Genomic DNA, 12,220 nt, shown 5'->3' on the forward strand with positions numbered 1-12,220 from the left:
GGCCCCGCTCAACATTGAGGGCTGGAGATTGCTTCGCTACGCTCGCAATGACGAGTAAAAGCGGGGCCAGAATGAAACTCACAGACTGCCACAATATCGACGATTTCCGCACGCTCGCGAAGCGGCGTCTGCCGTGGCCGGTGTTCGACTATATCGACGGCGCCGCCGACGACGAGGTGACGCGGCGGCGCAATCGCGACGCGTTTGACAGTTGCGACCTCGTCCCGCGCGTGCTCGCGGGGGTCGCGAGCGTCGACATGCGCACGACCTTGTTCGGGCGCGAGATGGCGATGCCGCTGTTCCTGTCCCCCACCGCGCTCCAGCGCCTTTTTCACTGGCAGGGCGAGCGCGCGGTGCTGCGCGCCGCTGCCGATGCGGGGACGGTGGCGGGCATATCGAGCCTTGCGACCGTCGGCCTTGCCGAAGCGGGTGCGCTCACCGCCGGGCCGAAGATGTTCCAGCTCTATGTCCACAAGGACGAGGGGCTGAACCATGCGATGCTGGAGGCAGCACGCGACGCGAAGTTCGACGCCGTCGCGCTCACCGTCGATACGATCGTCGGCGGCAATCGCGAGCGCTGCCTGCGCTCGGGCTTCACCTCGCCGCCGCGCTTCACGCCGCGCAACATGCTGAGCTATGCCGCCAAGCCCGGATGGGGGCTCAACTATCTGCTCCGCGAAAAATTCAGCCTACCGAACCTCGCCACCCATGTGTCCGAAGGATCGAGCGTCCCAAAATCGGTCGCCGATTATTTCACCTCGATGCTCGACCAGAGCCTCGACTGGAAGCGCGCCGAGGCGATCCGCAAGGCGTGGGACGGCCCCTTTTGCCTGAAGGGCATCGTCGCGGTCGAAGATGCGCGCCGCGCGGCCGCCATCGGCGCGACGGCGATCATGGTGTCGAACCATGGCGGACGCCAGCTCGACGGCAGCATCGCGCCCTTCGACGCGCTCGCCGAAATCGTCGATGCGGTCGGCGACAGGGTCGAGGTGATCTGCGACGGCGGCATCACGCGCGGCACGCATGTGCTGAAAGCGCTGTCCGTGGGCGCCAAAGCCTGTTCGGGCGGGCGCCTCTACCTCTATGCGCTCGCCGCGGCGGGCGAGGCCGGTGTCGCGCGGGCGCTGGCGATGCTGCGCGCCGAGATCGAAAGGGGCATGAAATTGATGGGGGCCAAGACCCTCGCGGATCTCGGCCCCCACAATCTTCGCTGGCGATAGGGAAAGGGGCGGCCTCCCCCCAGAGGCCGCCCCATCGCCGGGCGTCAGAAAGACGCGCCGAGCGAAAAGACTACGGCTCCGTCGGCGCCGATGCCTTCCTTCCAGCCACCGGCCTTGGTTTCGTCGGTGTTCACATAGGCAACACCCAGCGTCAGGATTTTCCAGCTCGCCTCGATGCCGATCGAATAATCGACGACTTCGCCGTCGAGGCCGCCGAGGAAGCTGTCGCTCTTGGCATAGCCGAGGTGGCCCGTCAGCGTGAACGGGGTGTCGGGAATCCCGACGCCGACGTCGCCATAGACATAGACGGCGCTGGAATCGCCGAGCGAATCTTGCCCGCCCGGCGCCCAGGCGATACCCGTCTTGAGCGATGCCGGGCCGACGTCGCCCGACAGCGAGAAATAAGGTTCGATGATCGACGTATCGCCGCCGCCGCCGGGATAGAGATAGAGCGTCGCACCGATATCGGCGGTCAGCCCCGGTGTCACCTCGGTGGCGAAACCGCCATAGACGTCGATTTCGGTGCCGTTGGCAAAGCCGATGCTCGACCCCCAGGTACCGACATAGAGGCCGCTGTCGTGCGCGATGTCGAAGCCGCCCTGAATGGCAGCCTCTTCGTTCGATTGGCTGAAGCCGCGGAAGCGGTAATCGCTGACGACGGTCGCATTGCCCGAAACGGAAATGCCGTCGCTCGGTTCCTCTTGGGCATAAGCCGTTGCGGGAAGCGCCGAAGCGGCGAGAAGCATGCCGAGGCATGCGCGGGAGAGAGTCTTCATGGGTTGATCCCCTTAAAAGGTCGAAAGGATCGTCCCTACCTGCTGCGAGCAGTCAGCCTCTATCGGGCCGGTCAACCTCGCGTGCCCCCTGTGTCGGGAATTATGCTGCAGCGCACAACCCAAAACCGCCCTGCAAGCAGGTAAAAGTTCGCATTGTGACATTTTCGCAACAATGGATTGCGCAAAACTCGTTTCAATCGAAACAAAATTACGTGCGCTGAGCTCCGGACCGGCGCTCGATCATCGATCGAATGCCGGCCCGCGCCGCGCTATGCCGGCCTCAGAAGGCGACGCCCAGCGTAAAGACGACGGTGGGGTCGTAAAGCGTGTCAACCGCCTTCACTCCCGTCTTTTTCACGTCGGTATCGACATATTGGACCGAGAAGGTGAAAATCTCGTAGGAGTAGGAAGCTCCCAGCGACCAATCGAGATAATTGCCGTCGGCCGACACGCCACCCAGCGAGCCGTCGGTATAGCCGAGGTTCGCCGACAGCGAGACGGGCGTATTGGGAATCCCCGTCGACAGGCCAAGGTTCAGGTAGATATTATCGTCGCCGAGCGACGACTGGTCGGGCGCATAGGCGACGGTCCCCGACGCCGACACCGGTCCGATATCATGCGACAGTGTGCCGATGAACTCGATGTAATCGCTGGGACCGGCCGAACTCTCGCCGTCGGGATAGACATAATAGGTCGCATTGATGTCGAACGAGGTGCCGGGCGCTATCTCGGTCGAATAGCCTGCGATCAAGTCGAGCTCGAACTTGCCGTACAGCGGGCTGTCGGGGAGCGTGGAGCCCCACGCGCCGACATAGATGCCGCTTTCATGCTCGAGCGTGAGGCTCGGTTGCACCGCCACCTTCTCGTTCGAAAGCGAAATGCCGCGGAAGCGATAATCCGAAACAAGGTCGATGCCGCCCGACAGCGTCAATGGCGACGACGGTTCATCCTGGGCATAGGCCGGAGTCGAAAGCGCCGACGCGGCGAGAAGCGTGCCAAAGCAGGCTGTGGTGACGAATTTCATTGGGTGTACCCCCCGATAGTGGAACCAGTGTCCAACCCCTGCGGCCCGTGCCTGCACCTCTTTCAGCGGGTGTGTCGGCCCGGGCGCACAGAAAATTGCTTAAAATCATGCGCTGCACAAATGGAAATTGCGCGGGCCGGCGTTATACGGCGGCTGATGTGGCTTTCGCGCCACAAGGGCGAGCGCCGCGATGCTTTGCCAATCCGCGCGCGCAGCGCTAAAGGGTGGGCGCCCTCCCCCATGCGAGCAGACAGATGAGCGATCACAATCCCGGCCTGCGCCCCTGGCGCGACATTGCGCGGCGCGACTGCCGCCAGATCATGGTCGGCAACGTCCCTGTCGGCGGCGGAGCGCCGATCACGGTGCAGACGATGACCAACACGCTGACGAGCGATGCGGTGGCGACGATCGACCAGATCCGCCGCTGCGAGGAGGCTGGCGCCGACCTGATCCGCGTCTCCTGCCCCGACACCGACAGCACGGCGGCGCTCGGCCAGATCGTGCGTGCGGCGCGCATTCCGATCATCGCCGACATCCATTTCCATTATAAGCGCGCGCTCGAAGCCGCCGATGCCGGCGCCGCCTGCCTGCGCATCAATCCCGGCAATATCGGCAGCAGCGAGCGCGTCGGCGAAGTCGTCCGCGCTGCCAAGGCGAACGGCTGCGCAATCCGCATCGGCGTCAATGCGGGCAGCCTCGAAAAGGATCTGCTCGAAAAATATGGCGAGCCGTGCCCCGAGGCGCTCGTCGAAAGCGCGCTCGACCATATCAAGCTGCTCCAGGATCACGACTTCCACGACTATAAGGTCGCGGTGAAGGCAAGTGACGTCTTCCTCGCGGTCGCCGCCTATATGCAGCTCGCCGACGCGGTCGATTGCCCGCTCCACCTTGGCATTACCGAAGCGGGCGGCCTGATCGGCGGCACCGTCAAAAGCGCACTCGGCATCGGCAACCTCCTCTGGGCCGGCATCGGCGACACGATCCGCGTCAGCCTGTCGGCCGAGCCCGAAGAGGAAGTGCGCGTCGGCTATGAAATCCTCAAAAGCCTCGGCCTGCGCACCCGCGGCGTCCGCGTCGTCTCCTGCCCCAGCTGCGCGCGCCAGGGCTTCGACGTCATCCGCACCGTGCAAGCGCTCGAAGACGCGCTCAGTCACATCAAGACCCCGATGAGCCTCTCGGTATTGGGCTGCGTCGTCAACGGCCCCGGCGAAGCGCGCGAAACCGACATCGGCATCACCGGCGGCGGCAACGGCAAGCATATGGTCTATCTCTCGGGCGTCACCGACCACCATGTCGCCGACGCCGACATGATCGGCCATATCGTCAAGCTGGTCGAGGCCAAGGCGGCCGAGATCGACGCGGGCCATTCGGTGAGCATGGACGTCGCGCACGGCAAGGCGGCGTGACAATATACTGGTCAGCATTTTCATGGGAGGCTTTTGCCACCCTCCTGACTGGTTTGGCTGCCGTTATCGCTGCTTGGAGCATAGGTCATCGACAGCTAAAGATTCAGGAACAAAATCAGCGATTCCACGAGGCCCAAACATCTCGAGATTTTGGACTAAGGGAACAGGCGTTCAGAAATGAACTTCTTGATCGTCGCCTTGAATGCATAGCAATAATAAGAAGAGTTTCATCCGCTTGGTCACGCGACGCACGCATCGAAGACGAGGAATGGCAGGAACTTATTCTCACTTTCCAGCAAGCACAGCTCATTTTTCCAAAATCAATATCGGATTCGATCGGTGTTGCCTTGGAAAGCTCGTTTCGGCAACGCGTACATCTGAATCGATCACAAGACCTGTACAGGAGAGGTAACGAAAAGAAGGCTCAAGAACATCAGGAAAAGGCTTTCAAGGCGGAAGATGAGCTTATGGAAGTGATGATAGGCCTGCTTGAACGAATGATTGACGCTACTCGAATTCACGAACGCCAAGATCCGAACTGATGACCCTGACCATCCGCCTCGCCACCGCCGCCGACCTGCCGCTGATCGCTGGGTTCATCCGCGACCTCGCCGATTATGAAAAGCTGTCGCACGAAGTCCGTTTCGACGAGGCAAAGCTCGGCGAAAACCTCTTCGGCCCACGCCCCTATGCCGAAGTGATCATCGGAGAGATCGACGGGTCGCCGCAGGGCTTCGCGCTCTTCTTCCACAATTTCTCGACCTTCGAGGGGCGTCCCGGCATCTACCTCGAAGACCTGTTCGTCCGTCCCGAAGCGCGCGGGTCGGGGCTTGGCAAGGCACTCCTCGCCCATCTGGCAAGATTGTGCATCGAACGCGACTGCGCGCGGCTCGAATGGTCGGTGCTCGACTGGAACGAACCGGCGATCGGTTTCTACAAAAGCCTCGGCGCGCGGATGATGGACGAATGGACGGTAATGCGAGTCGATGGCGACGCGCTGGCGCGGTTCGCCGTCCCGGCTGGGTGACCTGTCGGAAAAATAGCGGCATTCCAATCGCCAAGACGCGATATTTGCCGCCACGTCGAAAACATGGTCTGATGCGCCCGGGGCCGCATGGATGCTCGCCCAACGCGAGCGGTCCGGTCACCCGACACGGGGACCGGCATTGACGGGGACACATAATGCAGACCAAGTTTTTGACCGCTTCGGCGGCGCTTTTCCTTATGGGCGCGGCGCAGGTCGCACACGCCCAGATGCCGACATGGTCGGCCGAACAGGCCGCAGCATGGAAAGTCATCGAACAAAGCTGGGTCGACGATGTCGCACAGAATGGCAAATGGCCCGCCGACTACGCCGACCCGCAAATGGTCGTCTGGTCGTCCGAATATGCCGGGCCGCGCGGCAAGGATTCGGCGATCCGCTGGACCAAGTTCCAGAACGGCCAGGGCAAGACGCTGCAATATGAGCTGAGCCCGCAGTCGATTTCGCTCAGCGGCAACACAGCGGTCGTCACCTATGCGCTGACGATCGTGACGCAGCGCGGCACCGAAAAGCCCGACTGGTCCAAGGAAGCAATCGTCGAAACGCTGGTGCGCAGCGGCAGCAACTGGAAATTCCTGTCCTCGACGAGCTTCTCTCTGGATAAATGAGACGGCGACCCCCGGCCCGCAATCGCGGACCGGGGGAGGTCATTTCATTTGGCTGTGGTCGCGACCTTCGGCTTGCGTCGCTCCATCGACCGCGTCGGCATATGGGTGTCGGACAGGCGTTTTGCTTCATCCGCCGCGATGCCGAGGTCGGTGAGCGCGACTTCGAGCGCGCGTTCGGGCGCGACGTCGACGTCGGGCTGGACGCCGTCGCCTTCCCAATCCTTGCCCGTCACCGGATCATAGGTGCGCCCGACCGGGATGAAGGCGCCGAAATCTCCGCCGAGTTCCTGCCCGCCGCCGAAATGGTTTGCGCCGCCCGTCGCAGCGCCGATCAGTTTGGCACGTCCCGTATGTTTCATCGACAGGGCGAAATGCTCCGCCGCCGACCGCGATGCGCCCGAGGTGAGCAGATAGACCTTGGCATCGCGCAGCCTTTTGTCTTCATTCGGCATCACCCAATGTTCGCGCGTCACCATCGCCGGATCGCCCTTGACGCGGCGCAACGTCGGGCCGTCGCCGAGCATGAAGCCCTTGGCATCGACCGAGGCGCGCACCGCCATCGTGACGAGCCGCGTCGGCTTGTCGAACAGCCACGGAAACATCGCGTCCATCTGCGCCATGCCGCCGCCATTGTGGGTTCGGATGTCGTAAATGATCGCCTTCGCATCGGCATGGTCGGCCATGAACTTTGCCGCAGCCGCGGTCGTCGCGTCGTCGTGAGGGAAGCCATTGAAGCGGATATAGGCGATGCCCGGCGCGATCCAGCCAGCCTGCTCGATCGGTGCAGGCATCGGCGGCGCGCTGCCCGCGCCCGGCGGCGGCGCGGTGACCCCCGCGCGCACGCGGATATGCCCGTCGGGCGAAACCGACTGCACCGTCGTCTCAAGCGCCCGGGCAAGCTCTTCGCCGGTCAGCTTCGCAAAACGTCCTGACGCAATCCCTGCGCGCAACGCGTCGGCATAGCGTTTGCCGATATCGGCATAGACATAATCGTCCTCGAGCAGCTTCGCGTAATTTTCGGCGATCTGATCCGGGGAAACGGTTTCGGCCGCCAACGCCGCAGGCGGCGCGACTAGGGGAAGCGTGGCAAGTCCGGCACCGACGAAAAGGCCGGACGCGAGAAGCGCGGTACGAATCATGAAATCCTCCAAACAAACCCCGGTTCGCCAGGAGGTGTATCATTTCACCAATACACGTCAACTACGATTGTAGTCGATACTGCTCACCGCTTGCGCGCGAACCAGACGAGCGCAACGCCGATCAGGGCCAGCACCGTTCCGTTGCGCGTCCATGTCAGATCGCCCAGCATGAAGCTGCTCGACGGCCAGCGCACGATATCGAGCCCCTGCAATATCCACAGCGCTCCCATCATGATCGCGGCAATCCCGACGACCGCCATCAACCCTTTGACCACGCCCATCATCTCCCTCCCCCTATTTGCGTTGCAGCCCGATCAGCGGGCGCAGCCATCCGATGCTGCGCCCGATCGCGTAAAAAAGCCAGCATCCCGCAACGGTGACCGTAACGAGGGTCAGGAAGGAGGGCAGCGCCGCCACCTCCGCCCGCAGCAATAGCCAGCCTGCCACGACGATGATCGTCTGGTGGACGATGTAAAAGGGAAACACCGCCTCGGCCAGCGTGGTGCGCCAGCGATGCTCGCGGTTCCAGAAGCGGTCGGCGATGCCGACGAGCGCGACGATCATTGCCCAGCCCTGCACCAGCCGCGCGACATCGAAGGGGATGCCGACCCAATCGGGTGCGGGAATATTGCCGGGCCAGTTCCATTCGACCCAGCTCACAAAGGCAAAGGCCGCGATCGCGATTGCCAGCCCCGCCCGCCAGCAGCGCGCGACCGCGGCAAACTGCTCCGGCCGGACGCGGAGCAGCCAACCGATGGCGAACGGTATCAGATAATGAAGATGCGACGGCCCGTCGTCGACCAGCGCGTGCGTTTCGTCATGTTCGGGGAAGAGCGCATAGATCAGCAGCCACCCCGCAAGCGGCACCATCAACATGCGCCATCCCTTGAGCAGACGCGCCGCGCCGTCGGCAAGCCGCGCGCGCAGCGTTTCGGGGAACCATGCCATCACCCCCGCCGCGAGCAGCGTATAGACCCAGAGATAGACGACGAACCACAGATGCTGCCACGTCGGCAGTATAATACCGTCGAGCGCGCCGAAGCGGAAATAATCTTGCGTCCAGAAATGCACGAAACCGCCGCGATAGCCGTGCTGAACCATCAATTCGATCCACGGCTGCGGAGGGATGACGACGATGATGCCGAAGGCGAGCGGGATCAGCAATCGCGCGCTACGCGACCGCACGAACGCGCCGCCGCCTCCAAGCTTCGCGAACAGCGCCGCGCTTGCATAGCCCGACACGAGGAACAGCAGCGGCAGCCGCCAACTGTTCGTCGCCCGCATCGGGATCGCGACCCAATCCATCGGCTCGGCAATTTTCACATGCCAGCCCCAGGGCACGAAATACATCCCGATATGATAGAGGATCAGCAGCCCGAACGCCCCGATCCGCAGCCAATCCATGCCAAGGTGGCGCGTGGCGGTTATGCGCAAACTCGTCCCCTCCCTTGTCATCCCGGACTTGATCCGGGATCCAGGCACCATCGCGCGAATGGATCCCCGATCAAGTCCGGAATAACGAAAAGATGCGTTACGTCACCACCCGCCAGGCCAGCTCGGCGAATTCGCACAGCAGCGGCCGCGTATCGCGCGGGTCGATGATGTCCTCGACCCCGAATTTCTCGGCGGTGCGGAAGGGCGAGCGCACGCGGTTGAGCCGCTCGCGGATCGCTTCCAGATGCGCCGCCGGGTCCTCCGCCGCCTCCAACTCGCTCTTATAGGCGACCTCGATACCGCCCTCGATCGGCAGGCTGCCCCAGTCCCCCGACGGCCAGGCAAAGCGATATTGAAAGCGCTCGGCGTTCGACATCGCGCTGCCGGCGATGCCATAGGCGCGCCGCACGACGACCGACGCGAGCGGCACGCTCGCGCGATAAATGGCGTTCATCGCCTGCACGCCATATCGGATGGTTCCCGTCCGCTCGGCCTCGCCGCCGATCATGAAGCCAGGATTGTCGACGAGGTGGACGATCGGCAAGCGGAACTGGTCGGCGAGCTTCACGAAGCGCTCGGCCTTTTCGCTCGTCTTCGCGTCCCACGATCCGCCGAGGTAGGATGGATCGCTCGCGAGCACCGCGACCGGCCAGCCGTCAAGTCGCGCAAAGGCGGTAATGACCGCCCGCCCCCAGCGTGCGCCCATCTCGAATAAACTCCCTGCATCGAACACCGCGTCGGCGATGCGCCGCATCGAATAGACTTGCTTCGCCTCGCGCGGGACGGTGGAAAGCAGCGCCTCGTCGCGGCGATCCGCCGGATCGCTGCACGGCGTGCGCGCAGCGCGTTCGTGGATCGAGGACGGCAGGTAAGAGAGGAAGCGCCGCGCCGCCGCAAAGGCTTCGGCCTCGCTCGCGACCTCGTCATCGACCACCCCGTTGCGCGTATGGACATCGCTGCCGCCCAGCTCCTCGCGGTCGAGCGTGTCGCCGATCGCCGCCGCGACTGCCGGCCCCGCCGCAAAAAGCTGCGACAGCCCGCGCACCATGATGCTGTAGTGGCTCGCCACGACGCGCGCCGCGCCAAGCCCGGCAGTCGGCCCGAGCGCAAGCGCGACCACCGGCACCGTGTCGAGGTTCGCAATGATCTGGTCCCAGCCCGGAACATGGGGGATATAGGTATAGCCCATATCCTCGAGCGTCTTGACCGACCCGCCGCCGCCGGTGCCGTCGATCATCCGGATCAGCGGCAGCCGATATTCATGCGCCATCGCCTCGCACTGGACGAACTTGCGGTGCAGCGCCGCATCGGCCGCGCCGCCGCGCACGGTGAAATCGTCGGCGCTCGCGACGACCGGGCGCCCGTCGATATTGGCGCGGCCGAAGATGAAGTTCGACGCCGCCAGATCTTCCAGTTCGCCGTCGGGTCCATAGCTGCCACGCCCCGCAATCTTGCCGATCTCGCGAAAGCTGCCCGGATCGACCAGCGCCGCCAGCCGCGCGCGCGCGTCCATCTTGCCGCGCCCATGCTGACGCGCGACCTTTTCTGCGCCGCCCATCTTCTCGGCCATCGCCCGCCGCGCGGCGAGTTCGTCGACTTCCTTTTTCCAGCTCATGGCGGCGAGGCTAACTGACGTTGACGGAAACGTCATGCAAAACCTATCGTGGTGCGATGATCCGTCACCTTGTCCCAGCCGTGCTGCTCTTATCCTTGTCCGCCTGCACTTCGGCGACGACACCGCCGCGTCCCGAAGCCCGCCCCTTTGCGGCAGCTCCGTCCGCTGCGGCATCGGTCGACGCGGCGCTCACGCGCGCGGCGGCGGCAAACAAGCGCGTCATCCTCATGTTCGGGCTCGACGCCTGCCACGACAGCCGCGGGCTCGCGGGCTGGTTCGAAACGCCGCGCTTCGCCGCGATGCTCGAACCGCGCTATGAAATCGTCTGGATCGATGTCGGCGCCGACCGCACATTGAACGCCGACTTGGCGGCACGTTTCGGCGTCGCTCCGATCGCCGGCACACCCACCGTCGTCATCACCGACGCAAAGGGAACGCCGCTTAACCTGACCGACGCGCCCGGCTGGCGAAACGCCGCCAGCCGCAGCGAGGACGACATCTTCGACTATTTCGAGAAATGGGGAACGGCCAATGACTGACCGGAAATTGGAAGGGCGGACGGCGCTCGTCACCGGCGCCTCGCGCGGCATCGGGCGCGGCATCGCGCTGGCGCTTGCCGACGCGGGGGCGGATATCGCGGTCAATTACACGCGCGACACGGACGCCGCCGTCGAAACCGTCGCGGCCATCGCTGCAAAAGGCCGCAAGGCACAGGCCTATCAGGCTTCGGTCGCCGACGAGGAGGCATCGGCGGCGATGATGGCCGCGATCGAGCGCGATTTCGGGCCGATATCGATCCTGATCAACAACGCGGGCATCGCCAGCCGCGGAAAAGCTGTCGCCGATACCGAAGCGGCCGAGGTCGAAAAGCTGCTCGCCGTCCATGCCGTCGGCGCCCATCGGCTGTCGCGCCTCGCTCTCCCCCAGTTGCGCCGCCACGCGCGGAGCGACATTGTCGTCATTTCGAGCATCGCGACGCTCCACAATGCGTCGAACGGCGCCCCCTATAATATGGCAAAAGCTGCCGGAGAGGCACTCGCACTTACCTTGGCGAAGGAAGAGATGAAGAACGGCGTCCGCGTCAACATCGTCGCCCCGTCGCTCACCGTCAGCGATATGGGCGAGCGCCTTGCGCGCGCAGTGACGGGCGAGGAGGACATCCACCACCTCGACGCCAAATTCCCCTTCGGCCGCGTGCCCACCCCCGGCGATGTCGCCGCGGCGGTGCTCTGGTTCGTCTCGGACGCGAACCCATATTGCTCGGGACAGAAGCTCAATATCGACGGCGCTGGATTGGCCAGCTTCCGCTAGGCTCAGCTTATCCCGTGCTCGGCCGGGATATCCGCGGGCGGCCCTTCGGGCATGGCCATCAGTTCGGCCTCGCTGGCCCCGGCTTCATAGCGGGCGAGCAATTCGTCGGGATCATAATCGACGCCGACTGCATTCCGGCCGAACTTGTCGCTCTTCATATAGGCAATGGCATCCTCCGCACTGCCATGGTCGACCTGAAACTCCATCCGGTTGCCGTCGGGGTCCCGGTAATACATCGACAGTGCGATGCCGTGATGGATCGGCCAATAGGGCGTGATTCCTTCCGCCTTCAGCCGCTTGTAGGTCGCGAGCAAATCGGCGGCGCTCGCGAAGGTATAGGCGACATGATTGACCCCGATATCGCCGCGCCCGCCGTCGCCGCCGGGTTTCAACAGGTCGAGATTGGCGAAGGCAAAGCGATGATGCTCGTCGTCATAGGTCAGAAAGGCGAGCGCCGGGTCCTGATGCACGACATCGGCCTGAAAGACTTTTTTGTACCAGGCGATCATCTCGTCATAGCGCCGCGTCATATAGACGACATGCGCGAATTTGCTCGGTTTCGTCATGGCCCCACTCCCTCCGGAAACCCCCTGCCATTCTGCACGCGATTGCATCGGTGTGCAAATCCGGAACCCTCGGCTAGAG

Annotated in this window: 14 protein-coding genes; 7 read left to right on the forward strand and 7 right to left on the reverse strand. The window is 63.7% G+C overall.

Going from position 1 to position 12,220, the window contains the following annotated elements; genetic code table 11:
* Positions 1 to 71: 71 nt before the first annotated feature.
* Positions 72 to 1,220: an alpha-hydroxy acid oxidase gene (locus JI743_RS07875; protein WP_201927690.1), complete on the forward strand. Its 1,149-nt coding sequence runs from the start codon at positions 72 to 74 to the stop codon at positions 1,218 to 1,220.
* 44 nt (positions 1,221 to 1,264) lie between these two features.
* Here JI743_RS07875 and JI743_RS07880 read toward each other — a convergent pair whose 3' ends face one another.
* Positions 1,265 to 1,996, reverse strand: a complete 732-nt coding sequence (locus tag JI743_RS07880) for a TorF family putative porin (protein WP_201927692.1) — start codon at positions 1,994 to 1,996, stop codon at positions 1,265 to 1,267.
* Between the two features lie 280 nt (positions 1,997 to 2,276).
* The gene (locus JI743_RS07885) at positions 2,277 to 3,020 is read right to left on the reverse strand and encodes a TorF family putative porin (protein ID WP_201927694.1); all 744 of its coding nucleotides are present in this window, start codon (positions 3,018 to 3,020) and stop codon (positions 2,277 to 2,279) included.
* 254 nt (positions 3,021 to 3,274) lie between these two features.
* On the opposite strand from JI743_RS07885, the gene ispG reads away from it, so the two are divergent.
* From ispG to JI743_RS07905, 4 genes are all read left to right on the forward strand, one after another.
* Entirely contained in the window at positions 3,275 to 4,426 is a 1,152-nt protein-coding gene (ispG, locus tag JI743_RS07890; protein WP_201927696.1) for a flavodoxin-dependent (E)-4-hydroxy-3-methylbut-2-enyl-diphosphate synthase, read from the forward strand.
* Positions 4,427 to 4,479: 53 nt separating this feature from the next.
* Positions 4,480 to 4,968: a hypothetical protein gene (locus JI743_RS07895; protein WP_201927697.1), complete on the forward strand. Its 489-nt coding sequence runs from the start codon at positions 4,480 to 4,482 to the stop codon at positions 4,966 to 4,968.
* On the forward strand, positions 4,968 to 5,453 hold the full coding sequence (locus tag JI743_RS07900; protein WP_201927698.1) for a GNAT family N-acetyltransferase: 486 nt from the start codon (positions 4,968 to 4,970) through the stop codon (positions 5,451 to 5,453). Before JI743_RS07895 ends, JI743_RS07900 begins: the two co-directional genes overlap by 1 nt.
* Positions 5,454 to 5,608: 155 nt before the next feature.
* A complete protein-coding gene (locus tag JI743_RS07905; RefSeq protein WP_201927699.1) occupies positions 5,609 to 6,076 on the forward strand; it encodes a hypothetical protein in 468 nt (155 codons plus the stop codon).
* Positions 6,077 to 6,120: 44 nt separating this feature from the next.
* On the opposite strand, the gene JI743_RS07910 is transcribed toward JI743_RS07905, so the two are convergent.
* The 4 genes from JI743_RS07910 to JI743_RS07925 form a co-directional block, all read right to left on the reverse strand.
* Positions 6,121 to 7,215, reverse strand: coding sequence for a S41 family peptidase (locus JI743_RS07910; protein ID WP_201927700.1), 1,095 nt, complete (start codon positions 7,213 to 7,215; stop codon positions 6,121 to 6,123).
* Positions 7,216 to 7,298: 83 nt separating this feature from the next.
* On the reverse strand, positions 7,299 to 7,499 hold the full coding sequence (locus JI743_RS07915; RefSeq protein ID WP_227340384.1) for a hypothetical protein: 201 nt from the start codon (positions 7,497 to 7,499) through the stop codon (positions 7,299 to 7,301).
* A gap of 10 nt (positions 7,500 to 7,509) precedes the next feature.
* On the reverse strand, positions 7,510 to 8,619 hold the full coding sequence (locus JI743_RS07920; RefSeq protein WP_236659829.1) for an acyltransferase family protein: 1,110 nt from the start codon (positions 8,617 to 8,619) through the stop codon (positions 7,510 to 7,512).
* A 127-nt stretch (positions 8,620 to 8,746) separates the two neighbouring features.
* Positions 8,747 to 10,264 carry an acyl-CoA carboxylase subunit beta gene (locus JI743_RS07925; RefSeq protein WP_201927702.1) on the reverse strand — a complete coding sequence of 506 codons (1,518 nt, stop codon included), beginning with the start codon at positions 10,262 to 10,264 and terminating at the stop codon, positions 8,747 to 8,749.
* 56 nt (positions 10,265 to 10,320) lie between these two features.
* On the opposite strand from JI743_RS07925, the gene JI743_RS07930 reads away from it, so the two are divergent.
* Positions 10,321 to 10,803, forward strand: coding sequence for a thioredoxin family protein (locus JI743_RS07930; RefSeq protein WP_201927704.1), 483 nt, complete (start codon positions 10,321 to 10,323; stop codon positions 10,801 to 10,803).
* Positions 10,796 to 11,575, forward strand: coding sequence for an SDR family NAD(P)-dependent oxidoreductase (locus tag JI743_RS07935; protein ID WP_201927706.1), 780 nt, complete (start codon positions 10,796 to 10,798; stop codon positions 11,573 to 11,575). The genes JI743_RS07930 and JI743_RS07935 overlap by 8 nt, the downstream gene beginning before the upstream one ends.
* A 2-nt stretch (positions 11,576 to 11,577) precedes the next feature.
* On the opposite strand, the gene JI743_RS07940 is transcribed toward JI743_RS07935, so the two are convergent.
* A complete protein-coding gene (locus tag JI743_RS07940) occupies positions 11,578 to 12,141 on the reverse strand; it encodes a VOC family protein (RefSeq protein WP_201927707.1) in 564 nt (187 codons plus the stop codon).
* Between the last annotated feature and the right edge of the window lie 79 nt (positions 12,142 to 12,220).

The organism is Sphingopyxis jiangsuensis, assembly GCF_016734905.1.
Taxonomy (GTDB): Bacteria; Pseudomonadota; Alphaproteobacteria; order Sphingomonadales; family Sphingomonadaceae; genus Sphingopyxis; species Sphingopyxis jiangsuensis.